General features: G+C 71.8%; 21 protein-coding genes and 1 riboswitch. Of the genes, 9 read left to right on the plus strand and 12 right to left on the minus strand.

Annotated features, from left to right (window positions below; genetic code table 11):
- Positions 1–73: 73 nt before the first annotated feature.
- Positions 74–1,195, plus strand: coding sequence for a DMT family transporter (locus tag AB0C96_RS33890; RefSeq protein WP_362922863.1), 1,122 nt, complete (start codon positions 74–76; stop codon positions 1,193–1,195).
- Positions 1,196–1,542: 347 nt separating this feature from the next.
- Here AB0C96_RS33890 and AB0C96_RS33895 read toward each other — a convergent pair whose 3' ends face one another.
- Positions 1,543–2,874: an aminotransferase class I/II-fold pyridoxal phosphate-dependent enzyme gene (locus AB0C96_RS33895; RefSeq protein ID WP_362922865.1), complete on the minus strand. Its 1,332-nt coding sequence runs from the start codon at positions 2,872–2,874 to the stop codon at positions 1,543–1,545.
- 35 nt (positions 2,875–2,909) lie between these two features.
- Here AB0C96_RS33895 and AB0C96_RS33900 point away from each other — a divergent pair, with 35 nt between their 5' ends.
- The gene (locus AB0C96_RS33900) at positions 2,910–3,575 is read left to right on the plus strand and encodes a pyridoxamine 5'-phosphate oxidase family protein (protein WP_362922902.1); all 666 of its coding nucleotides are present in this window, start codon (positions 2,910–2,912) and stop codon (positions 3,573–3,575) included.
- A gap of 9 nt (positions 3,576–3,584) precedes the next feature.
- The gene (locus AB0C96_RS33905; protein ID WP_362922867.1) at positions 3,585–4,247 is read left to right on the plus strand and encodes an FMN-binding negative transcriptional regulator; all 663 of its coding nucleotides are present in this window, start codon (positions 3,585–3,587) and stop codon (positions 4,245–4,247) included.
- 85 nt (positions 4,248–4,332) lie between these two features.
- Here the strand turns inward: AB0C96_RS33905 and AB0C96_RS33910 are convergent, their stop codons facing one another.
- From AB0C96_RS33910 to AB0C96_RS33920, 3 genes are all read right to left on the minus strand, one after another.
- A complete protein-coding gene (locus AB0C96_RS33910; protein WP_362922868.1) occupies positions 4,333–5,313 on the minus strand; it encodes a DMT family transporter in 981 nt (326 codons plus the stop codon).
- Between the two features lie 178 nt (positions 5,314–5,491).
- Positions 5,492–6,589 (minus strand): EamA family transporter, encoded by a 1,098-nt coding sequence (locus AB0C96_RS33915; RefSeq protein ID WP_362922869.1) that lies wholly within the window; start codon positions 6,587–6,589, stop codon positions 5,492–5,494.
- Positions 6,590–6,638: 49 nt separating this feature from the next.
- Positions 6,639–7,169: a Clp protease N-terminal domain-containing protein gene (locus AB0C96_RS33920; RefSeq protein WP_362922870.1), complete on the minus strand. Its 531-nt coding sequence runs from the start codon at positions 7,167–7,169 to the stop codon at positions 6,639–6,641.
- A 312-nt stretch (positions 7,170–7,481) separates the two neighbouring features.
- Between AB0C96_RS33920 and AB0C96_RS33925 the strand changes: the two genes are divergently transcribed.
- Positions 7,482–7,910 (plus strand): SRPBCC family protein, encoded by a 429-nt coding sequence (locus tag AB0C96_RS33925; RefSeq protein ID WP_362922872.1) that lies wholly within the window; start codon positions 7,482–7,484, stop codon positions 7,908–7,910.
- Between the two features lie 54 nt (positions 7,911–7,964).
- Here the strand turns inward: AB0C96_RS33925 and AB0C96_RS33930 are convergent, their stop codons facing one another.
- A complete protein-coding gene (locus AB0C96_RS33930) occupies positions 7,965–8,591 on the minus strand; it encodes a PadR family transcriptional regulator (RefSeq protein ID WP_362922874.1) in 627 nt (208 codons plus the stop codon).
- Between the two features lie 187 nt (positions 8,592–8,778).
- On the opposite strand from AB0C96_RS33930, the gene AB0C96_RS33935 reads away from it, so the two are divergent.
- Positions 8,779–9,600 carry a PhzF family phenazine biosynthesis protein gene (locus tag AB0C96_RS33935; RefSeq protein WP_362922875.1) on the plus strand — a complete coding sequence of 274 codons (822 nt, stop codon included), beginning with the start codon at positions 8,779–8,781 and terminating at the stop codon, positions 9,598–9,600.
- Between the two features lie 100 nt (positions 9,601–9,700).
- On the opposite strand, the gene AB0C96_RS33940 is transcribed toward AB0C96_RS33935, so the two are convergent.
- A complete protein-coding gene (locus AB0C96_RS33940) occupies positions 9,701–10,534 on the minus strand; it encodes a type II CAAX endopeptidase family protein (protein WP_362922877.1) in 834 nt (277 codons plus the stop codon).
- Between the two features lie 204 nt (positions 10,535–10,738).
- Here AB0C96_RS33940 and AB0C96_RS33945 point away from each other — a divergent pair, with 204 nt between their 5' ends.
- Entirely contained in the window at positions 10,739–11,011 is a 273-nt protein-coding gene (locus AB0C96_RS33945) for a hypothetical protein (RefSeq protein ID WP_362922878.1), read from the plus strand.
- 37 nt (positions 11,012–11,048) lie between these two features.
- Here the strand turns inward: AB0C96_RS33945 and AB0C96_RS33950 are convergent, their stop codons facing one another.
- Positions 11,049–12,605, minus strand: a complete 1,557-nt coding sequence (locus AB0C96_RS33950) for a glutamate-cysteine ligase family protein (RefSeq protein ID WP_362922880.1) — start codon at positions 12,603–12,605, stop codon at positions 11,049–11,051.
- A gap of 548 nt (positions 12,606–13,153) precedes the next feature.
- Between AB0C96_RS33950 and AB0C96_RS33955 the strand changes: the two genes are divergently transcribed.
- Together AB0C96_RS33955 and AB0C96_RS33960 are read left to right on the plus strand one after the other, a co-directional pair.
- The gene (locus AB0C96_RS33955) at positions 13,154–13,741 is read left to right on the plus strand and encodes a hypothetical protein (protein ID WP_362922881.1); all 588 of its coding nucleotides are present in this window, start codon (positions 13,154–13,156) and stop codon (positions 13,739–13,741) included.
- Between the two features lie 341 nt (positions 13,742–14,082).
- A complete protein-coding gene (locus AB0C96_RS33960) occupies positions 14,083–14,271 on the plus strand; it encodes a DUF5999 family protein (RefSeq protein WP_362922882.1) in 189 nt (62 codons plus the stop codon).
- Between the two features lie 103 nt (positions 14,272–14,374).
- Here the strand turns inward: AB0C96_RS33960 and gcvP are convergent, their stop codons facing one another.
- A complete protein-coding gene (gene gcvP / locus AB0C96_RS33965; protein WP_362922884.1) occupies positions 14,375–17,260 on the minus strand; it encodes an aminomethyl-transferring glycine dehydrogenase in 2,886 nt (961 codons plus the stop codon).
- 187 nt (positions 17,261–17,447) lie between these two features.
- A riboswitch (glycine riboswitch) is annotated at positions 17,448–17,545 on the minus strand.
- Between the two features lie 114 nt (positions 17,546–17,659).
- Here gcvP and AB0C96_RS33970 point away from each other — a divergent pair.
- A complete protein-coding gene (locus AB0C96_RS33970; protein WP_362922886.1) occupies positions 17,660–18,064 on the plus strand; it encodes a PRC-barrel domain-containing protein in 405 nt (134 codons plus the stop codon).
- Here the strand turns inward: AB0C96_RS33970 and AB0C96_RS33975 are convergent.
- The 4 genes from AB0C96_RS33975 to AB0C96_RS33990 form a co-directional block, all read right to left on the minus strand.
- Complete coding sequence (locus tag AB0C96_RS33975) at positions 17,953–19,425, minus strand: DNA polymerase IV (RefSeq protein WP_362922888.1); 1,473 nt, start codon at positions 19,423–19,425, stop codon at positions 17,953–17,955. The two genes, AB0C96_RS33970 and AB0C96_RS33975, sit on opposite strands and share 112 nt — an antisense overlap.
- Before the next feature lie 66 nt (positions 19,426–19,491).
- The gene (locus AB0C96_RS33980) at positions 19,492–20,097 is read right to left on the minus strand and encodes a MerR family transcriptional regulator (RefSeq protein ID WP_362922890.1); all 606 of its coding nucleotides are present in this window, start codon (positions 20,095–20,097) and stop codon (positions 19,492–19,494) included.
- Between the two features lie 195 nt (positions 20,098–20,292).
- Positions 20,293–20,766, minus strand: coding sequence for a bifunctional nuclease family protein (locus AB0C96_RS33985; protein WP_006606439.1), 474 nt, complete (start codon positions 20,764–20,766; stop codon positions 20,293–20,295).
- Between the two features lie 53 nt (positions 20,767–20,819).
- Complete coding sequence (locus tag AB0C96_RS33990) at positions 20,820–21,569, minus strand: MerR family transcriptional regulator (RefSeq protein ID WP_362922892.1); 750 nt, start codon at positions 21,567–21,569, stop codon at positions 20,820–20,822.
- Between the last annotated feature and the right edge of the window lie 5 nt (positions 21,570–21,574).

The following is a 21,574-nucleotide window of genomic DNA, read 5'->3' on the forward strand; positions in this document are numbered from 1 at the left end:
TAAGCAATACTAAGCGATACCTCCCACGAAAATTCGCTTGTGCTACGAAGTTGTAGACAGCATCGTGGTCGCCATGAGCACCGCCACCGGCGCACCCACCGCCTCCGCACAGCCCACGGGCACCCCCGCCGCGCCCCTCGCCGCCGCGCCCCCGCAGACCACCGCCCCGGCTGCCGCCACCGACCCGGCCTCTCCCGCGCTCCCCAACTCGCGCCCCTCGCGCGCCTCGACAGCCCCGGCAACCACGCCGGCTCCGGACGGTGGATCCGCCCGCCGCCGGGCCTTCGGCTGGCAGCTGCGCTTCGCGGTGCTATCGCTGATCTGGGGCTTCAGCTTCCTCTTCATCAAGGTGGGCACCCAGAGCTTCGCGCCGTTGCAGGTGACGCTGGGCCGGGTGACGTTCGGCACGCTGGTGCTGCTGACCATCCTCGCGATCAAGCGCGAGCGGCTTCCCCGCTCTGCCCGCACCTGGGGTCACCTCGCGGTCGCCGCGTTCTTCCTCAACGCGCTGCCGTTCTCCCTCTTCGCCTACTCCGAGCTGACCATTCCGTCCACGCTGGCCGGCATCTGCAACGCCACCTCCCCGCTGTGGGGCATGGCGCTCTCGGTCGTCGCGCTCTCCGAGGACCGCCCCACTCGGCGCCGGGTGGCCGGACTCGGCATCGGGTTCCTGGGCGTGCTGACCGTCCTCGGGGCCTGGCAGGGCTTCTCCGGTACGGATCTGTCCGGTACCGCGATGGCGCTCGGTGCGTCCCTGAGCTACCCCGTCGGCTGGATCTACGTCCGCCGCACGCTGGCCGGCGCGCAGCAGTCGCACCTGTCCATGTCCAGCACCCAGTTGCTCCTGGCAACCGCCCAACTGGCCTTGGTGACACCGCTGTTCACCACCGCCCCGACCGACTTCCCGGTCGTCCCGCTGCTCGCCGTCTTCGCGCTCGGCGCACTGGGCACCGGTTTCGCCTTCCTCCTTCAGTACGGGCTGGTCGCCGAGATCGGTCCGACGACCGCGCAGATGGTCACGTACTTCGTCCCCGTGATCGCCACCGCCGCCGGAGTGGCCCTCCTGGGCGAGCAGTTGAGCTGGAACACCCCGGTCGGGGCCCTGATCGTGCTGGCCGGCGCGGCGCTCACCCAGAGCAGGCCCCGCCGGTCGTCCCCCCGGCGGGGCACGGACACCGACGGACGCACCGACTGAGACAGATGCACCGGTCGACGCGCCCACCAGTGCGCGGATCGACGTTCGCGACCCCGCCCCACCGGGGTGCGCACCCGGCCCCCGGTCCGACGACGTGGGGGCCCACTTACTGACGCAGCGGCCAACCGCCCGATTCCGCAGGGCAGTTCCACGCCCCGTGCCGAGCTGAGGAGCATCGCGGGGAGCGCGAGAGGACGGCGTGGACGGGGCGAACGGGGCGAGGAGCCTTGCCGGGCTGCCGAGCGAACCGAGGAGCAGGCCGGGGTCCTCCAGGCCCCGCCGCGCACCACGGCCGATCACCACCACACGGCAGACTCCGTCCCCGCGGCTCATCGACCGCCCGGCCCTCATTCGTACCGCCGCGCCTCCCCCACCCCCGTTGCCGCGGCGACCGCATCGGCCACCGGGACGATGTCGTCGTCGGCCAGCCCGGAGACGGTGATGCGGATGCCGGGCGGGGAGTGCAGGCGGAAGCGGGCGCCGGGGGCAACGGCCCAGCCGGAGTGCAGGAGTCGGGCCACCGCGCCGGTCTCGTCCGGGACCGGCACCCAGACGTTCATCCCGCTGCGCCCCCGCGCGCACACCCCGCGCTCCGCCAGTGCACGTATCAGCGCGTCCCGCCGTCGCCCGTACGCTCCGGCCACCTCTGTCGGGTCGATCGCGGAGGTGCGCCACAGATGGACGACCGCGTCCTGGAGCAGATGGCTGATCCAGCCGGGGCCGAGGCGCTGCCGGCCCCGCACCCGGTCGACGGTCACCGCGTCGCCGGTGAGCACCGCGAGGCGCAGGTCCGGGCCGTAGGCCTTGGCGGTCGAACGGACCAGAGCCCAGTGGTCGGTGGTACCGGAGAGGGGGTGCAGCGGAAGGTCGACGATGCCGTGGCCGTGGTCGTCCTCGATGAGCAGCGTGCCGGGATGGTCGGACAGGAGCGTGCGGAGCTCCGCGGCGCGGGCGGCGGTGACGGCTGCCCCGGTCGGATTCTGCGCCCGGTCGGTGATGACCGCGGCACGGGCACCGTCCCGGAGGGCGCGCGCCAACTGCTCGGGCAGCGGGCCGTCGTCGTCCACTCCCACCGCCACCGGACGCAGTCCGAGCGCCGGGACGAGGTCCAGCAGACTGCCCCACCCCGGGTCCTCCACCGCCACCGTGTCCCCGGGCCGCAGGTGGGCGGCGAGCACGCGCTCGATCGCGTCCAGTGAGCCACTGGTGACGGCGATGGGGCCGTCCGCCACACCGTCGGCGGCGAACGCGGAGCGGGCCAGCGCCGCCAGGTCGTGGTCGACGGCCGGAGTGCCGTACAGCGCGGGGCGTTCCACGCTGCGCGCCACGGCCTCGGCCAACGCCCGTTCCAGCGGGGGCAACAGGGACGTGTCGGGGTTGCCGTCGGAGGCGTCCCGCACCCCCAGGGGCACCTCCACCCGCAGCGCCTCGCGCGAGGTGCTCGCAGGACGGGGACGTACCCGACTGCCGCGCCGGCCCGCGGTTTCGATCACCCCTCGGTCCCGGAGCGTGCGGTACGCAGCCGCAACCGTATTGGGATTCACCTCCAGATAGACGGCCAACTCCCTGAGCGGGGGCAGGACTTCGCCTGGTTGGAGCTCGCCCGCACCGATGGCTCGCTCGACGCTGGCGGCAATGTCCGATGCGCGCCGCCCTTCGATCCGATACTCTCCTAGCACAAACTCGATTATGCACTAGTGCAATGGAGATCGCAATGGCCAGCGCCGCGTCGTACGAACCGACCGCCCGCACGACCCCGACCCGCGCCCGCGAGCGCGCCGCCTACGACCACGACACCGTGCATGCGATCCTCGACACGGCCTACGTCTGCCACCTGGGCTTCGTCCGCGACGGCTCCCCGGTCGTCCTGCCGACGCTCTACGGCCGCGTCGGCGACCGCCTCTACCTGCACGGTTCGACGGGGTCCCGCCCCCTGCGGATGGCCGGTGACGCGCCCGACCCGGGCCTGGAGGTGTGCGTGTCGGTCACCCACGTCGACGGCCTCGTCCTGGCCAGGTCCGCGTTCCACCACTCCATGAACTACCGCTGTGTGGTGGTGCACGGCACCGCGTATCAGGTGACCGACCCGGAGGAGAAGAAGGCCGCCCTCGACGCGCTGGTCGACCACGTCCTGCCCGGGCGCGCCGCGGACTCCCGCCCCGGCAACACCAAGGAGCTGGCCGCCACCGCGGTGATCCGGCTCGACCTGCGCGAGGTCTCCGCCAAGATCCGCACCGGTGGCCCCAACGACGAGCCGGAGGACCTCGCGCTGCCGTACTGGAGCGGCGTGCTTCCCGTCGCCCCGGCGTACGGCGCGCCCATACCGGCCGACGACCTCGCCCCCGGCACGCCCGAGCCGGCATACCTCCCGGCCCGCTGAGGAGACCCCGTGCTGATCCACCCCTGGGACGCCCCCACCGACGACGTCGAGTGGCAACGCTGGCTCGCCGCGCACGACTTCGGGCAGCTGGCGGCGAACGGTATGCCGGGAGAGCCGCCGATGGTACAGCCGCTGCACTTCGCGTACGACCCGGACCGCGGGGAGGCGGTCACCCATCTCGCCCGCCCCAACCCCATCTGGGGCGCGCTGGCCGACCGCCCCACGGTCCTGCTGAGCGTGGTGGACGACTACGTCTTCATCCCCGGCCCGTGGCAGGCGACCGAGGAGCAGCCGCCCGAGCACGGCGTCCCCACCAGCTTCTACGCCGCCGTCCAACTGACCTGCACCGCCCATGTCGTGGACGACCCGGAGGCCAAGGCGGCGCTGCTGCAACGGCAGATGGGCCACTTCCAGCCGGACGGCGGCTCGGCCCCGGTGACCGCGGACCGGGCTCCCTACGGACGGCTGCTGTCCGGCATCCGCGGACTGCGCCTCGAAGTGCGGGAGGTGCGGGCCAAGTTCAAGTACGGGGGCAAGCGGAGCGAGTCCGTCCAGCAGCGCATCTCGGAGCGTCTCGCCGAGCGGAACGCGCCCGGGGACACATCGGCCCGCACCCACCAGCAGCGCCGCCTCGCGGCGCGTGCGGCCGGCACGGGGACGGGCACGCCCTGACCGTCCGGCGCCGGGGCGGCCCTCCGCTCCCGGCCTGTGGTCCGGCGGTTGCCCGGCCGGCGCGCGACCGGCCGGGCATCCGCGCTCAGCCCGCCACCGGTGCCGCGGTCCGCGCCGCGGCCACCGCCCCGCGCGCCTCCGTCACCGCGAGCGCGGCGACGGCCGTCAGCAGCACGCCGGTTCCGACGGCCGTCGCCACCGTCAGCCGCTCCCCCAGGAACAGCACCGCGATCGCCGCGGCCGACACCGGCTCGATCAGCGAGATCACGGAGGCGGTGGCGGCGCGCACGACGGCCAGCCCCGCGAAGTACAACCCGTAGGCCAGCGCCGTCGGCACCGCCGCGATGTAGCCCATCAGCCACAGAGTCCGGCCCAGGTCATGCGCCTGGGGCCACAGCCCCTCCAGCGCCGCGAGCGGCAGCAGGCACACCATCGCGACCGCGAACGCACTGATCGTCGAGGCGTACGGATCGCTGCCGCCACCCCTGCCCAGCCGCCGGGTGGCCAGCGTCATCGCCGCGCAGCCGGCCGCCGACAGCAGGGCGTAGCCGACCCCCGCGGGACGGACGGTCGCGCTGCCGCCACCGCCCAGGACCAGTACCGCCAAGCCGGCCAACGCCCCGGCAACCGCCAGGACGCCGCCGACGCCGAGTCGCTCCCCCATCGTCACGCGCGCCCCGATGGCGATGAGGACGGGCCCCGCCCCCATGGTGACGACGGTGCCCACGGCCAGCCCGGTGGAGACGACGGCGGCGAAGTAGGCGGCCTGGAAGACGGCGAGGGCGATCCCGGTCACGGCGATCCGGGTCAGGCGCCGCCGGATCGGCTCGTTCGGGGCGGGGGTGATCGGGGCGCCGGACCGGCGGCGCAGCAGCGCCCGGAGGGCGAGGAGCAGGACCAGGCCGCCCACGGAGCGCCAGAAGGTCAGCGCGAACGGGCCCAGTCCGCCGCCCCGGTGGAGGAGGGCGGCGGCCGCGCCCGCGGTGCCCCAGGCGGTCGCGGCGAACGTCACGTACAACAGCCCCCGGCCCACGGGCAGGGCGGAGGAGGAGGGTATGGCATGCATGGGAAAGGTGCTCCGGGAAATCCAGGACGGCGCGGTGCGCCGTGGAATGGTCGCGTGGTCCCGTGTGCAGGCAGCGACGACCGGCTCGGGAACCAGCCCGAACCGGGATTTCCTCAGAGGCCGCCGCCCGCCTTACGCGGCGGGAGGGGGAAGCACGAACGCATGCATGATCGGCACCCTACGTCGGGCGCGTTACGGCCGACAAGTCGTCCCCGGACCCGGTGGCCGCGGGCGCCCCCGCCACCACCAGCGTCTCCGTCGTCGCCGGCTTGGCCGACTGCGCGATGAAGGCACCGACCAGCACCACGACGCCGCCGACGAGTTGCGGCGCGGACAGGTGCTCCCCGAGCAGTACCCAGGCCAGCACGGTCGCGATGACCGCCTCCAGACACGCCACCACCCCGGCCACCTGGGGCGAGAGCCGTCGGATCGACACCACTCCGGTGAGGTAGGCGATCACCGTCGAGACGAGCACGATCCAGGCGAGCAGTGCCACGGCGGGCACCGGGATGCCGTTCATCTCCGCGCTGCCGCCCAGCACAGACCAGTCCGTGTGCCAGGGGCGGGCGATCAGGGTGAGCACGAGCGCGCCGATCAGCAGGCCGTAGGCGATCACCCCGAGCGGGTCCACCGCTTCCTCGCCGTCGGTCCCGTGGTCGGAGAGCACGAAGTAGCCGACCTGGCAGCAGGCCGCGCCGAGCGCGAGGGCCAGGCCGAGGGCGTCGAAGCTCAGCCCGGACCAGACCTCGACGACACAGGCCAGACCACCGACCGCCAGCGCCACGCCGACCGCGGCGGCGCGGGTGACCGGCCGTTTCTGGACGAAGCGGACCCAGCCCAGGACGAGGGCGGGCGCCAGGTATTCGACGAGCAGCGCGACACCTACCGGGATGCGCGAGAGCGCGGCGAAGTAGCAGGCCTGTACGCCGGCGACGGCGAGCAGTCCGTAGCCCAGGAGCAGGGCGGGCCGACGGCGCACCAGCGCACGGTGGCGCCAGGCGACCGGCAGCATGACCAGCGCGGCGCCGACCACCCGCAGCCAGGTGACGTGCAGCGGTTCGAGGCCGGCGGCTATCAGGGGTTTGGCGGCGACGCCCGATCCGCCGAAGGCGAAGGCGGACAGCAGGGCGATCCCGAGACCGGCGCCGCGCCCCTTGGGGGCACCGTCGCGGCTCGTCCCGGGCGCGGTGGGCGCGTGCTGGGCCGCCCGGGCCGCCGATGGTGCCTGGCCCGGGCCGGTCGACGGACCCGCCGGGCTCCCTGAACTCGCGTGCATCGGGTCATGATGACACCCACCGTCAGCAGCGGAACCCCCCAGTCCCCTGTCAGTCCTGGCCGGAGCGCTCCCCGTCCAGTCGGGCGGCGAGCCGGGCGGTGTCGACGGACGCCCGACGCAGGACCTCGACGGCCCGCGATTCGGGGTCGTCCACCAGAGCCGCGAGCAGATCGAGGCAGCCCGCGCGGGTCGCGTAACGGGCGTGTGCACGGTCGAGGGCGCCGTCCAAGGCGGCGGCCGCGGCCGGGGACCATCCGGGGACCCCGCCGTCGATCACCACCGGGACCGCACCCGAATCCTCGACGGTGCCGTGCCACTGGAGCCCGTAGCCGATGCTGCGCTGGACGAGGTAGCCGAGCAGCCGCGCGACCTGGGGGCCGCCGTCGAAGGCGTCGCGTACGGCGGGGTCCGATTCGAGGAGGCCGTGCAGCAGATGGGCGGTGTCGACCTGCCGGTCGCCGTCGCGGGTGGCCCGCCTGCGAGCGGCGGAGACCACCGAGGCGAGCTCGACCGTGAGCTGGGCGTCGAGGTCATCCTGAGCGGGGCCGTCGCCACCGCTGTACGCAGTACGGTTTTGCACAGCCTCCACCCCACCAGCCACTGAGCGCCGGAACATCCCCGGCGGGAAGCATTTGCGCATCCGACGCTGGTTGGGCATGCCGACAGGAGATCTCATCCTCAGGGAGGAGATACGACGGAGGTAATACGGAGGAACCGTGAAGATCGACTGGGCGGCGCTCGATTACCGACGACCGCCACCGGAACACCGTCACCCCCGACCGGGCCGATCTGACGATCCATCAGAATTCCCGGGCCGCCGGTATTGAACCTTCACCCCCGCACGGCTACGTTCCGCGGCACCAGCCAGGACCGCCACCGGAGGGGTGATCGCATGGCCGACGTCACCGCACAGGCCCGCATCGAGGCACCGGCCGAGAGGGTCTGGGACCGACTCACCGACTTCGCGTCGTACGGGCAGTGGAACGTCACGCACACCGCCTTCCCCAAGGGCGGCCCGAAGACGCTGGAAGTGGGCGCGGCCTACGAGGAGAACATGAAGCTGATGGGCTTCCCCGCCGAGGTCACCTGGACCGTGCAGGAACTGGAGCCGGGCCGGCTGCTCGACATCAAGGGCAAGGGCCCCATGGGCGTCAACCTCGGCATGCGCTATGCGCTCACACCGGAGGACGGGGCGACGACCGTCCGCGTCGACGGGGCGTTCACCGGCGCCGCGGTCTCCCTGATGGCCGGCAAGCTCAAGGACTCGGCGACCGCCGCGCTCAACGAGTCACTGCGCAAGCTCGCCGGTCTGGTCTCCTGAACCTCCTCCGGGAGCCTCCCCGTCCACCGACTCCCGGAGCGCGTCCACCACCCCTCAGTCCTCTTCGGCGAGGATCAGATACAGCTCCTTGCGGGCCTTGTTGACCACCGCCATGGCCTTCTCCCGCTGCTCGGGAGTGCCGGTGGCCCAGACCTGCCGGAACGCCTCGACCAGACCGCCGCCCGCCTTGCGTATTTCGTTCATCGCCTCCCAGTCGACGCCACGACCGGCGTTCTCCCAGGGGGCGTCCGAACCGCTGTCGGCCTCCGCGCACCCGGCATCGGTCAGCGAGAAGAGCTTCTTGCCACCCTCGCTGGCGCTGGTGATCAGCCCCTCGTCCTCAAGGAGTTGCAGGGTCGGGTAGACCGAGCCCGGGCTGGGCTTCCACGCCCCACCGCTGCGCTCGGCGATCTCCTGGATCATTTCGTAGCCGTGCATCGGGCGGTCCTTGAGCAGCGCCAGTATCGAGGCGCGCACATCGCCGCGGCGCGCCCGGCCGCGCGGTCCGCCCCGCCCCCGGCCACCACCGAAGGGCGGACCTCCGAACGGCGGGCCGAACGGACCGAAGGCGGAACGCCGCCGCTCCCAGCCGCCGGCGAACTCCCCCCGGCCGCCGGGCCGCCCGGGCCCGCAGTGCTCATGTCGATGCTCATGTCCGTGCTCGCGCCCTTGGGAACGCATGATGACGTCCTCCCTCTCCGCTTGATCGATCGCGATCCTTTCGCGATGCCTCAACGATATATCGGGACTGTTCGTCGAAGCAAGACCCGAGCTGCATCGACCGGCGACCGCCGCGGCGCGCCACCCTGTCCAATTTCCGGGAATTGGCCTTGGCCTGCGGACCTCTGGCCCCTCTACGCTCACGGCCATGAGGATTCGTATCGTCGACGCCTTCAGTACGCGTCCTTTCACCGGCAACCCCGTGGGAGTCGTCCTCCTCGACTCCGATGCCTTCCCCGACACCGCCTGGCTCCAGCAGGTCGCCGCCGAGGTCAACCTCTCCGAGACGGCCTTCGCGCACCCGCTGCCCGCAGGCGGCGACGCGGACTGGGCGCTGCGCTGGCTCACCCCGACCGCCGAGGTGAACATGTGCGGGCACGCCACTTTGGCTACCGCACACGTCCTGCACACCACCGGGACGGCCACCGGGACGGTCCGCTTCCGCACCCGCAGCGGAGTGCTGACCACGACCGCCGGCGACGACGGGGCGATCTCCATGGACTTTCCGACCGCGCCGCTGACACCCGTGGAAGTGCCGCCGGTCGTCACGGCCGCCCTGGGCACCGAGATCCGCTCGGCCCACGACACCGGCCCCGACGTGGGCGATCTACTGGTCGAGTTGACCGACGAGAAGTCCGTGCGCGCCCTGTCCCCGGACCTCAAGGCGCTGGCCGGACGCGGCGGCCGCGGGGTGATCGCCACGGCTCGCGCCGACGCCGCCGACGGCGACTACGACTTCGTCTCGCGGTGCTTCTTCCCGGCGGTGGGCATCGACGAGGACCCGGTAACGGGCAGCGCGCACACCGCGCTCGCCCCCTTCTGGTCGGCGCGGCTGGGCCGTACCGCACTGGTCGGCCTACAGGGCGCCGCCCGTACCGGCTTCGTACGGACCGAACTGCGCGGCGACCGCACGCTGTTGACCGGCTCGGCGGTCACCGTCATCGACGGGGAACTGCTGACCACCGTCTGAACCCGCACGCCGCCCAGCCCCCCGGCCCCACTCCGAAGGGAGAGGGAGAGGGAGCGGGGGGGGGCGGCGGCGCGGAGAGCCGGGGGGGGTGAACCGTCCGTCACCCCGTGGGCAGCCACCCCACCCGGCCCGCCAACAGGGCGTAGCCGAGGAACGCCACGATGTCGATCATGGCGTGGGCGGCGACCAGCGGGCCGACCCGACCCCACCGCCGGTAGAGCAGGACGAAGATCACGCCCATCACCATGTTGCCGAAGAAGCCACCGATGCCCTGGTAGAGGTGGTAGGCACCGCGCAGTACCGAACTGGCCGCCAGCGCCGCCATCGGCGTCCAACCCAACTGCCCCAGCCTGCGCAGCAGATACCCGACGACGATGACCTCTTCCAGGACGGCGTTCTGCACCGCGGAGGCGACCAGCACCGGGATCTTCCACCACACCTCGGGCAGCGCCTCTGGGACGACCGTCAGGTTTCCGCCGGCCGCCCGCGCGCCCAGGTAGAGCAGCAGTCCGCTGCCGCCGATGACGGCCGCGACCGCCACCCCACGGCTCAGGTCGAAACCGGGCCGCCGCCGGTCGAAGCCGATCGCCCGGAGCCCGGGCCCCCGCTGCCCGGGAGGCGCCTCGCGCAGCAACAGGTGCGCGACCAGCACCACCGGCACGAGCGCGGAGGCGATCCCGAACAGTTGCCAGGCCAGATCCAGCCACGGCCGACCGGGCGCATGAGAGGCGTTGAGCGTCGCCGCCTGGTGCTTGAGGCCGCCCGGTTTGGTCACCGAACCGATGAAGCTGATCAGCGCCGACAGTGCGCTGGCGCCCAGCGAGAGGGCCAGCACGATCAGCGTCTCGCTCCGCAGGATGCTCCGGGGCGGCTCCCCCGCACCGGCCCCGGCCCCGGCACCAGGACCGTGCCCTGGAACGTCCGCATCGGCCACGGGACTTGTATCCGACTGCACGCTTCCTCCACTTCCGCATTACCGCCTCGTCGCCACCACCGCCCCGCCAGGGTCTCGACAGCAGGTACGAAGAACGCGCGCGACAGGCCGGGGACGGGCGCCCTCCACGTGGCGCGTCTCCCCTCCCCCGTCGCCCCGGGACCCCATCCCGATCGCGCTCCGAGAAGGCGAGGCGCCACCGCAATGGGACGACACAGCTTGCCCCACGGCTCCGCAGCGCAGCGTACGGGGGCCCGGTCCGGGGCACGCCGCCGTACCGTCGCGATCGCCACCGGCCCGGTCCTGGCCGTCGCCGCGGGCTCGGTCGTGGTGCTGCGCCGCGATCTGCTCTCCTTCGGCGAGCGCTGCGACGGCACGCCGGTGCGGATCGCGGTGGAGGTGGCCGGCATCCGTGCGGACGACGCCCCGGCGGCGAGGGCCACGATCCGCACCGACTGCGGCACCGGCGTCAGCTGAGCGTGCCCGCCGGCACCGGCCGGCGGGCGCGCGTCCGTCACACCCCGTCGGTCGCCGCCGCCTGCCGCGGTCCCGGGACGGCCCGTCGCGGTCCGACGGACCAGGCCACCGGCCAGGTGTGCACCGGCTCCCCGTGGTGCATCAGCTCGCTGTAGCGCCGGGTCATCGCGGCGAGCGCGGTGTCCCGGTCCAGGCCCTGGCGGCGGGCGTGGTGGAACGCGGCGGCCTGCCAGGAGGCGCCGTTCACCCGGCGCCGGCAGCGTTCCTCGACGATGGCCAGGTAGTGGTCGCGGTCGGCCGCTTCCACCCCCCAGGCGTCCAGCCCGCGGGCGGCGAGCGGGAGCAGTTCCTGGCGCACCAGCCGTACCACCGGGACCTCGGCGAGCCCACCGGTCCGCCCGGAGCGCGGCCACTGGAGGGTGGCGTCGATGCCGTGCCGGCAGGCGGTGTCGAAGTTGCGTGCGGCGGCGGCGAACGGGAGTCGTGTCCAGACCGGGCGCGGCTCTTCGGCCAGTGTCCTTACCAGGCCGTAGTAGAAGGCGGTGTTGGCGATGACGTCGGCGACGGTGGGGCCGGCGGGCAGCACCCGGTTCTCGACCCTCAGGTGCGCGACGCCGTCGGCGACCGCGTAGACAGGACGGTTCCAGCGGTAGATCGTGCCGTTGTGCAGTACCAGTTCGGCGAGGTCCGGCACGCCGCCCTCGGCCAGCACCCGGAGCGGCTCCTGGGGGCCGCACAGCGGCAACAGCGGCGGGTAGTAGCGCAGGTTCTCCTCGAAGAGGTCGTAGGCGGAGTCGATCCACCGCTCGCCGAACCAGGTACGGGGGCGTACCCCCTGCGCCTGTAGCTCGGGTGCGCGGGTGTCGGTGGCCTGCTGGAAGACCGGCGGCCGCGATTCCCGCCACAGCTCGCGGCCGAACAGGAACGGCGAGTTGGCGCCCATCGCCACCTGCACCGCGGCGATGGCCTGGGCCGCGTTCCAGACGGCGGCGAAGCGGCCGGGCGTCACCTGGAGATGCAGCTGTACGGAGGTGCAGGCGGCCTCCGGCGCTATCGACGGCGACCGGGCCAGCAGGTGCTCGACGCCCTGGATGTCGAGTGCGAAGTCCTCGCCGCGGGCCGCCCGCATCTGCTCGTTGAGCAGGGCGTAGCGGTCGTTCTCGGAGAGGCTGGCGGCGGTCAGGTCGGTGGCGTTCAAGGTCGGCAGGATGCCGATCATCACGATCCGGGCGGCGACCTCGCGGGCCTTCCTTTCGGCGTAGCCGAGTCCGGCACGGAGTTCCTCGGCGAGCTGGTCCAGGACGCGTCCGGACAATTGGTGCGGCAGGATGTTGACTTCCAGATTGCACTGGGCCAGTTCGGTCTGGAAATCACGGCTGGCGATGCGTTCGAGAACCTGGGAGTTCATCATGCGGGGCAGCCCGTCGGCACCGGCGAGATTGAGTTCGATCTCCAGGCCCATGAGATTCTTCGGCCGATCGAACCGCTGCTCCGCCAGCAGCCTCTGCAATGCCTCGAGACACTCGTGGAGCTTTCTTCGATAACGCTCCCGGTCGGCCAGGTCGATCCCGTCCGCGGCGACCTTCTCCCCCATCGAAGGGTCCTTCCTTGAGTGAACGGCCTGCGACCACGGACTGCACGCCGGGGCTCGCGCTACGGTCGATGATGCCCCGGCAATCTGATCGATAACGCCTCAGGGGCATGCCGGTGGCGATAGGCTCGAAGTTGCGCAGCGCCCGGCACCTTCCAAGGGCATATCTCAGTGGCGATGGTCGTTCGCATTTCGCTCGTGAGAAACACCGATGAGATCCGGCCTACCGCATCGCGAATGAATTACGAGGTGGCACGGCGAATGCCCCGCACAAAGGGGCGTAAAACACCTCGGCCAGGGGTCTGGATTCCGCCTTGCCGAAAATCCACAAGCCCGGTAGTCGAAACACTTTCAGAACATACGTCGTATAAACTCCGGTTACGAGGCAGAGAGTTGACGCCCAGCGTCGCGTGTACCCATTCGGCGCGGGGGCGGGCCCTGACCCCACGCCGGGCCGCAGCCCCGGCCGGCCATGCTCTGGCCCGCACGCAGACAGCGCCGTTTGCACCTGCCGCGCTCCACCGTGTCTCCGACGTGAGAGGCGACCCACCATGCCGCTGCACACTTCCGCTGCCCCTGCGCCCGCCCTGCGCAGCGTTCTCGCCGCCCTCGGCTCGCCCACCGTCCTCCGAGCCGCCCCCGTCTCCGCGCTGCGCACGCACCAGGGCCCGCTCAGCCCCGACCACCCGCTGCCCGTGCACGTGTGGGACGACGTGAGCCAGGCCGGCGGCACGCCGCACACCCGGCTGGCGGGCTGGAGCTTCCTGGTCCGCGGCGGGGAGGGGGCCGTGGCGACCGCCGAGGCGATGCTCACCGCGGACGGCTGGACCTTCGCCCGCTTCTGCGGCGGCCCCTACGTCGCCGCGACCGAGCAGGCGCTGGCACAGGCCGACGCGCTCACCGCGCCCTACCAGCCGCGACTGCTCTCCGTCCCTGAGCTGTACATGCTCACGCTATGGCTCCACCACGACCTCGCCGCGGACGGCGCCGAGGGGCTGCCCGCGCCCGCCGACCTGCTGGTCCCGCTGGCCCCCGCGCCCCCGGGGATCGCCGCGCACCGCCCGCACCGCGTCGCCGACCTGCTCCCGCGGCTCACCCTGCGCCTGTCGCCCACCCCGCTGCTGCGCGAACCCGCCTGACCGGCGCCCGCGCCCTGCCGCACGCCGGCGCGCGCCGCCCCGCAAGAGCGTGCCCCACGGCTCCTTCCGGCCGCGGGGCGCTCTGCCGCGCTCACCCGCGCGGGCTAGCCCACCGATACCACTCCCAACCCCCTTGGAGAGGAGTGCAATTGGAAGCAACCGCCCGCACGGGTGACGCGTCGATATCGAGTGAGTACCGCTGCTGCGAAATCCCTGCGGAATCCCGTCCGTAGGGCAACACTGGAACCGACCGATGAAACGGGGGAGCGGCCATGACCACCTCATCGAGCTCGTCGCGCCGCACAACGACGTTCACCACACCGCAGCGAAAGACAACTTCCATGTGTCAGCACCAACCACCTTGCCCCTCCGCGGACTCCACCGACCGGGAGGCCGCACACCTTGTGGCGCACCACCCCGAGCAGGGCTGGAGCCTGCTCTGCAACGGCGTCCTGCTCTTCGAGGACACCGGTGAGCTGCTGCCGGACGGGCAGGTCATCGCCCCGCACCGGGTCACCGCAGCGGCCTGACCCGCGAGCGCCCGGCACGTACAACAGGGCCCCCGGCAGAACTGCCGAGGGCCCTTGATGTTGCCCTGACGGGCCGGTGACGATCAGCCGTCGTACTCGACCGTCAGCCGTCGTACTCGTCCAGCGGCGGGCAGGAGCAGACGAGGTTGCGGTCACCGAAGGCACCGTCGATCCGGCGCACCGGCGGCCAGTACTTCTCCGCCGCGGCGACGCCGGCCGGGAAGACCGCCTCCTCGCGGCTGTACGAGTGGGCCCAGTCTCCGCCGAGCGCGGCCGCGGTGTGCGGGGCGTTGCGCAGCGGGTTGTCGTCCTTGTCCCACTCCCCCGAGCCGACCTTCTCGATCTCCGCGCGGATGGCGATCATCGCGTCGCAGAACCGGTCCAGCTCGGCGAGGTCCTCGCTCTCGGTCGGCTCGATCATCAGCGTGCCGGCCACCGGGAACGACATCGTCGGCGCGTGGAAGCCGTAGTCGATCAGCCGCTTGGCGACGTCGTCGATGCTCACGCCGGTCGCCTTGGTCAGCGGCCGGACGTCGATGATGCACTCGTGCGCGACCAGGCCGCCGGGGCCGGTGTAGAGCACCGGGTAGTGCGGCTCCAGACGCTTGGCGACGTAGTTGGCACTGAGGACCGCGACCTGGGTGGCGCGCTTGAGCCCCTCACCGCCCATCAGGCGGACATACGCCCAGGAGATCGGCAGGATGCCGGCCGACCCCCACGGGGCCGCCGAGATCGGCCCGACGCCCGTCTCGGGACCCGCGGTGGGCTGGAGCGGGTGGTTGGGCAGGTACGGCGCCAGGTGGGCGCGGACGGCGACCGGGCCGACACCGGGGCCACCGCCGCCGTGCGGGATGCAGAACGTCTTGTGCAGGTTCAGGTGCGAGACGTCGCCGCCGAACGTGCCGGGCTCGGCGAGACCGACCAGCGCGTTGAGGTTGGCGCCGTCGACGTAGACCTGGCCGCCGGCCTCGTGCACCGCCGCGCAGATCTGGGTGATGTGCTCCTCGAACACGCCGTGCGTGGAGGGGTAGGTGACCATCAGGACCGCGAGCTCGTCACGGTGCTTCTCGATCTTGGCGTGCAGGTCGTCGGTGTCGACCTCGCCGTCCTCGCCGGTCTTGACGACGACGACCTTCATACCGGCCATGACCGCACTGGCGGCGTTGGTGCCGTGCGCCGAGGACGGGATCAGGCAGACCGTGCGCTGCTCGTCGCCGTTGGCGCGGTGGTAGGCGCGGACGGCCAGCAGGCCGGCCAGCTCGCCCTGCGATCCGGCGTTCGGCTGTATGGAGACCTTGTCGTAGCCGGTGATCGCGGCCAGCCGCTCCTCCAGCTCCTGGATCAACGTGAGGTAGCCCTGGGCCTGGTCGGCCGGTGCGAAGGGGTGCAGCTGGCCGAATTCGGGCCAGGTGACCGGCTCCATCTCGGTGGTGGCGTTCAGCTTCATCGTGCAGGAGCCGAGCGGGATCATGCCGCGGTCCAGCGCGTAGTCCTTGTCAGCGAGGGTGCGCAGGTAGCGCAGCATCGCGGTCTCGGAGCGGTGCTGGTGGAAGACCGGGTGGGCGAGGTACTCGTCGGTCCGCAGCAGCGACTGCGGCAACGTTTCCGCAGCGCTGGCGTCCAGCTGCTCGACATCGCCCTGTACGCCGAAGGCGCCCCAGACACCGGCCAGCTGAGCCCGCGCGGTGGTCTCGTCGCAGGCGATGCCGACCAGGTCGGCGTCGATCAGGCGGAGGTTGACACCGGCTTCACGGGCGGCGGCGACGACCTCGGCGGCCCGGCCGGGCACCCGCGCGGTGAGCGTGTCGAAGTACGCGTCGTGGACGATCTCCACACCGCCGGCGCGCAGGCCCTCGGCGAGGACCGCGGCGTAGCGGTGGGTGCGCCGGGCGATGGTCCGCAGGCCCTCCGGGCCGTGGTACACCGCGTACATCCCGGCCATCACGGCGAGCAGCACCTGGGCGGTGCAGATGTTGCTGGTGGCCTTCTCGCGACGGATGTGCTGCTCACGGGTCTGGAGCGCCAGGCGGTAGGCCTTGTTGCCGTCGGCGTCGACGGAGACGCCCACCAGACGGCCGGGCAGGCTGCGGGCGAACTGCTCGCGCACGGCCATGAAGCCGGCGTGCGGCCCGCCGAAGCCCATCGGGACGCCGAAGCGCTGGCTGGTGCCGACCGCGATGTCCGCGCCGAGCTCGCCGGGCGAGGTCAGCAGCGCCAGGGCGAGCAGATCGGCCGCGACGGTGACGATCGCGCCCAGCTCATGGGCCTGCTCGATCAGCGCGCGGGGGTCCCGGACCGCACCGGAGGCGCCCGGGTACTGCACCAGCACGCCGAAGACACCGCGCTCGGCGATCTCGGCGGGGATGCCGTCGGACAGGTCCGCGACGACGACCTCGACACCGGTCGGCTCGGCACGGGTCTCGATCACGGCGATGGTCTGCGGCAGACAGTCGGCGTCGATCAGGAAGACGCCCTGCTTGACCTTGCCGACCCGGCGGGAGAGCGCCATCGCCTCGGCCGCGGCGGTGCCCTCGTCCAGCAGGGAGGCACCGGAGGTGGGCAGACCGGTCAGGTCGGCGACCACGGTCTGGAAGTTCAGCAGCGCTTCCAGCCGGCCCTGCGAGATCTCCGGCTGGTACGGCGTGTACGCGGTGTACCACGCCGGGTTCTCCATGACGTTGCGCAGGATCACCGGCGGGGTGAACGTGCCGTAGTACCCCAGGCCGATCATGGACGACAGCACCTGGTTGCGCTCCGCCAGGCCGCGCAGTTCCCGGAGGACCTCGGCCTCGGTGCGCGCCTGCGGCAGGCCGAGGGCCTCCACGCTCTTGATCACGTCGGGTACGGCAGTGGCGGTGAGCTCGTCCAGCGACCCGAAGCCGACGTGCGCGAGCATCTTGGCCTGCGCCTCGTGGTCAGGGCCGATGTGCCGGTGCTCGAAGGGGATGCCGCGTTCCAGCTCGGTCAAGGAGATGCGATTGGTGGTCATCTGCGGGGGCCTCCTGGTCGGTACGACCTACGAGGGGCACCACGGCGCGGGTGCCCGGACGGCCTCCCCCTCTGTCATCTCAACCTGAGAGCTTCACCGGCCCGCGGAAGGCGGTCCGGCTTTCACCGTCGGTGAGGAGGGGTCCCGGTGATGCCTGTCCGCGGCCCGCCCTGCTTTCCAGAGTGACCTCGTCCATGCGGTACGTGTGCCTGAGAGATTCCGGGGAGGATTTGCTCCTTCGGCGCCCTGGTCGCGAACGACAAAGGACTCTCCCGCATGGGGTCAGCGGCCATTGGCCAGCCTACCAGCGCACCACTCGAAGGAGCCTTCGAGTGGCCGGGGCATGAAATGTGCCGTTTGGTAGTTGTCACAGGGCAGTTGCGACCAATTGGAGGGACCGTGCAAACCGACATCGATCCCCGGAGCCTGATCGGCCGCAAAGCATTCGACCGGAACGGGGCGAAAATAGGCACGATCGACGAGGTGTACTTGGACGATGCGACAGGCGAGCCGGAGTGGGCGGCCGTCCGCACCGGTCTCTTCAGCCGCGATGCGTTCGTACCCTTGGAGCCCAGCAAGATGGTCGGTGAGAGCCTGCACATCCCCTACGACCGCAAACTGATCAAGGACGCCCCGGACTTCGGCGTGGGCCGCCACCTCTCGCCCGAACAGGAACTCCAGCTGTACCACCACTACCGGCTGGACATCTCCGCACCGGACACGGGCTCGCTGCCCTCCGACGACGCGGACGGCTCCGGCTCCGGCGACAAGGACTTCGGCAAGATCGCCGGATCGGAGGACTGAGCCGCTTCCGGCCCCCCGCCCACCAGTGGAAGGGGCTCCCCGGGCCGAAGCGCCGGGTCGTCGACGGCGAAGGTCCGCACCCTCCCCGGTGCGGACCACGGCGTCTCGAAGCGTACGGTCACCCTCCCCACCCCGCTCCCCTGGACCCACCCGGCGCCGAACTCCTCGTGCACCACGTCCACGCCCGGATGCCAGCGCCGCGGCCGCCCGCCCTCGACCTCCTCCCCGACGGTCTCGTCGCCGGCCGTCTCGGCCGCCGCCCTGGCCAGCTCGGCGGCCTCGCGCTCCGTCGCGATCTGGGCGAAGAGGTCCTCCTGTGTGAAGTCGGCCAGCCCGCTGACCCCCACGCCCAGCAGGCGCACCCCGCCCGTGGTGTCGACCGTCTCCAGCAGCCGTACCGCGGCCTCCCGTATGACCGCGGGGTCGTCCGTGGGCCCGCGGAGCGTCTCGGAGCGCGTCAGCGTCGAGAAGTCGTAGTTACGGACCTTGATCACCACCGTGCGTCCGGAGCGCCCGGCCGCACGCAGCCGCTGGACGCAGCGGTCGGCCAGCCGCAGCACCTCGGTCCGCACCCGCGTCCGGTCGGTCAGGTCGACCTCGAAGGTGTCCTCGACCGAGATGGACTTCGCGTCCCGCTCGGCCACCACCGGGCGGTCGTCCTGTCCCAGCGCCATGGCGTACAGCCCGGCGCCGTGCGCCTTCCCGAGCAGCCGCACCAACTCGGCCTCCCCGGCCTCCGCGGTCTCCGCGACGGTGTGAATCCCGGCCCGGCGCAGCGTCTCGGCGGTCGCGGGCCCCACACCCGGCAGCGTCCGCACCGTCATCGGCCCCAGCAGCTCCCGCTCCGTGCCGGGCTCGATGACCACCAGGCCGTTCGGCTTGGCCGCCTCGGAGGCGATCTTCGCGAGCATCTTGGCGCCCGCCAGCCCCACCGAGCCGGTCAGTCCCGTCGCCTCCCGGATGTCACGCCGCAGCCGCTCCCCCACGGCCCGTACCGCGGCTGTCTCGGGCGGTACGCCGCCCGCTTCCAGGTCCACGAACGCCTCGTCCAGGCTGAGCGGCTCCACCAACGGCGACAGCGTGTGCAGCAGTTCCATCACCGTCTCACTCACATGGCGGTACAGGGTGAAACGGGGACTGAGATAGGCGGCGTTGGGGCACAGCCTGCGCGCCTGGGCCGTGGGCATCGCCGAGCGGACCCCGAAGACCCGGGCTTCGTACGACGCCGTGGCGACCACACCGCGCGGCCCGATCCCGCCGACGATCACGGGCTTGCCGCGCAGGCTCGGCTTGGCCGCCTGCTCGGCAGCCGCGTAGAACGCATCCATGTCCAGATGCAGAATCGTCGGTGCGGGTCTCACATCTCCGATGCTGCCGCATAGCACTGACAATCGACCCGATGCCGGGCCGGGACCGTGGGCGGGGGCTCAGCCGGCCCGGTTGCGCCGCCGTGCCAGCTCGTCGTGCGGGTTCTTCCCGACCAGCGTCTCGCCGGTGTCCACGCGCTCTCCGTGGAGCTGGGAGAGCGCGCCCTCCACGTCCCGCCACACCACGCCGACCGCGATGCCGAAGACGCCCTGGCCGCCCTGGAGCAGATCGACGACCTGGTCGGGCGAGGTGCACTCGTAGACCGTGGCTCCGTCGCTCATCAGCGTCATCCGCGTCAGGTCCGCCAGCCCACGCGAGCGGAGGTGCTGGACGGCGGTGCGGATGTTCTGGAGCGACACCCCGGTGTCCAGCAGCCGCTTGACGATCTTCAGGACGACGACGTCCCGGAAGCTGTAGAGCCGCTGCGTTCCGGAGCCGTACGCGGGCCGGATGCTCGGCTCGACGAGACCCGTGCGTGCCCAGTAGTCGAGCTGCCGGTAGGTGATGCCCGCTGCCGCACAGGCGGTCGGGCCGCGATAGCCGATGTTCTGGGCCTCGCAGTCCCCCGACATCGCCGCGGCCGGTGCCGGGGCGCGGTTCGCGCCTGCGCCCGTGTGGAGCGGCAATGCCCCTTCGGCCGCCGTACCGTCGCCGGTGATTGCCACGCCGCCCTCCGTCCTCCACGTCCCGGACGGGACCTGCCCTATCGACGGTATGCAGTCACTCGGGGTGCGTCAACGATCGCCGCGCTCGCCACGCCGAGTGATAATCACCCTACGAGTGGTTTCTCGTGACCTCGCGCGGGGAATGGCTCAATAGTTTGGCCGGAATCGTTCGCTACGCCCGTTCGGCGGCGCAGGCTACTGGCTGTTCGTACCGAAGTCCTCGGGGGAGATCTGGTCGAGGAACTCGCGGAACTTCTCCACCTCGTCCTCCTGCTCGTCCGGGATGGCGATCCCCGCGTCGTCCAGCACACCGTCGGTACCGAAGATCGGCGTTCCGGTGCGCAGCGCCAGCGCTATCGCGTCGGACGGACGGGCACTGACCTCGACCCCACTGGCGAAGACCAGTTCGGCGTAGAACACGCCCTCACGCAGGTCCGTGATCCGCACCTGTGTCAGCTCCTGACCCACCGCCTCCAACACGTCCTTGAAAAGGTCGTGCGTCAGCGGCCGGGCGGGCACCATGCCCTGCTGGGCGAAAGCGATGGCGGTTGCCTCCCCCGGCCCGATCCAAATGGGCAAGTAGCGATCGCCTCCCACCTCCCGCAGGAGCACGATCGGTTGGCTGGAAGGCATTTCCACCCGGACACCCACGACGTCGAGCTCGTTCACACAGCAACCCTAGGACGTGCCCGGCCGGTTTGGGTAGTCGGGCACTCGTTTGCTCACTGCGGCCGGCCACGCAAAGCGCTCTGAAGGAGCGCCGCATGCAGCCGTACGGACAGCGTGGCCAGCTCCTTCGCGGTCGCCTCGGCATGGGCTCTGGTCTGCGGGTTACGGTGCCGCCGAAGGGGTGCAACGACCTGTTCGACCAGGCCCGCCTCGCGCTCGGCGGCCGCCTTGACCACTCGCAGATGTCGCGGCTCCAGACCGAAACGGCCCAGGTCCGCGACGAGTTTGGCGACGGTGACGGCTTCGATGTCGTACTGCCCGTCCGCATGGGGGACGATGAGTCCGTACGACTCCCAGTCGGCGAGCGCCGCCTCGTCCACCTCCACGGCGGCCAGCAGCTCGGCCCGGCCGATCCGGGCAGCCGTCGGGTGGTCCTCGCCGGGGTCGGGCACGCCCTCGACCAGGTCCCGGGAGGGCGCGGCCGGGGCGGGCAGCGGTACCTGCTCACCCCGCTCCAGGGCGTCCAGATGCTCCCGGATGACCTTCAGGGGCAGATAGTGGTCCCGCTGCATCCGCAGGACGCTGGCCAGCCGCTCGACGTCGGCCGGCGTGAACTTTCGATATCCGGAAGGCGTGCGCTTCGGTTCGACCAGCCCCTCGGCCTCCAGGAACCGAATCTTGGAGATGGTGACCTCGGGGAACTCCTCGCGCAGCGCCGTGAGCACCGTGCCGATGCTCACCGGCTTGCCGTCCGAGGAGGCGGTGCCGGCGACACCGGCACCGCCCTTCGGTGTATGGCGCATATGCC

Source organism: Streptomyces sp. NPDC048506 (genome assembly GCF_040651315.1).
Lineage (GTDB): Bacteria > Actinomycetota > Actinomycetes > Streptomycetales > Streptomycetaceae > Streptomyces.

Excerpts from the sequence above, each read along its gene's own strand:
- AB0C96_RS33890 (WP_362922863.1), top strand. The coding sequence starts at position 74 with ATGAGCACCGCCACCGGCGCACCCACCGCCTCCGCACAGCCCACGGGC.
- AB0C96_RS33900 (WP_362922902.1), top strand. The coding sequence starts at position 2,910 with ATGGCCAGCGCCGCGTCGTACGAACCGACCGCCCGCACGACCCCGACC.
- AB0C96_RS33910 (WP_362922868.1), bottom strand. The coding sequence starts at position 5,313 with ATGCATGCCATACCCTCCTCCTCCGCCCTGCCCGTGGGCCGGGGGCTG.
- AB0C96_RS33915 (WP_362922869.1), bottom strand. The coding sequence starts at position 6,589 with ATGCACGCGAGTTCAGGGAGCCCGGCGGGTCCGTCGACCGGCCCGGGC.
- AB0C96_RS33925 (WP_362922872.1), top strand. The coding sequence starts at position 7,482 with ATGGCCGACGTCACCGCACAGGCCCGCATCGAGGCACCGGCCGAGAGG.
- AB0C96_RS33930 (WP_362922874.1), bottom strand. The coding sequence starts at position 8,591 with ATGCGTTCCCAAGGGCGCGAGCACGGACATGAGCATCGACATGAGCAC.
- AB0C96_RS33935 (WP_362922875.1), top strand. The coding sequence starts at position 8,779 with ATGAGGATTCGTATCGTCGACGCCTTCAGTACGCGTCCTTTCACCGGC.
- AB0C96_RS33945 (WP_362922878.1), top strand. The coding sequence starts at position 10,739 with ATGGGACGACACAGCTTGCCCCACGGCTCCGCAGCGCAGCGTACGGGG.
- AB0C96_RS33950 (WP_362922880.1), bottom strand. The coding sequence starts at position 12,605 with ATGGGGGAGAAGGTCGCCGCGGACGGGATCGACCTGGCCGACCGGGAG.
- AB0C96_RS33955 (WP_362922881.1), top strand. The coding sequence starts at position 13,154 with ATGCCGCTGCACACTTCCGCTGCCCCTGCGCCCGCCCTGCGCAGCGTT.
- AB0C96_RS33960 (WP_362922882.1), top strand. The coding sequence starts at position 14,083 with ATGTGTCAGCACCAACCACCTTGCCCCTCCGCGGACTCCACCGACCGG.
- gcvP (WP_362922884.1), bottom strand. The coding sequence starts at position 17,260 with ATGACCACCAATCGCATCTCCTTGACCGAGCTGGAACGCGGCATCCCC.
- AB0C96_RS33990 (WP_362922892.1), bottom strand. The coding sequence starts at position 21,569 with ATGCGCCATACACCGAAGGGCGGTGCCGGTGTCGCCGGCACCGCCTCC.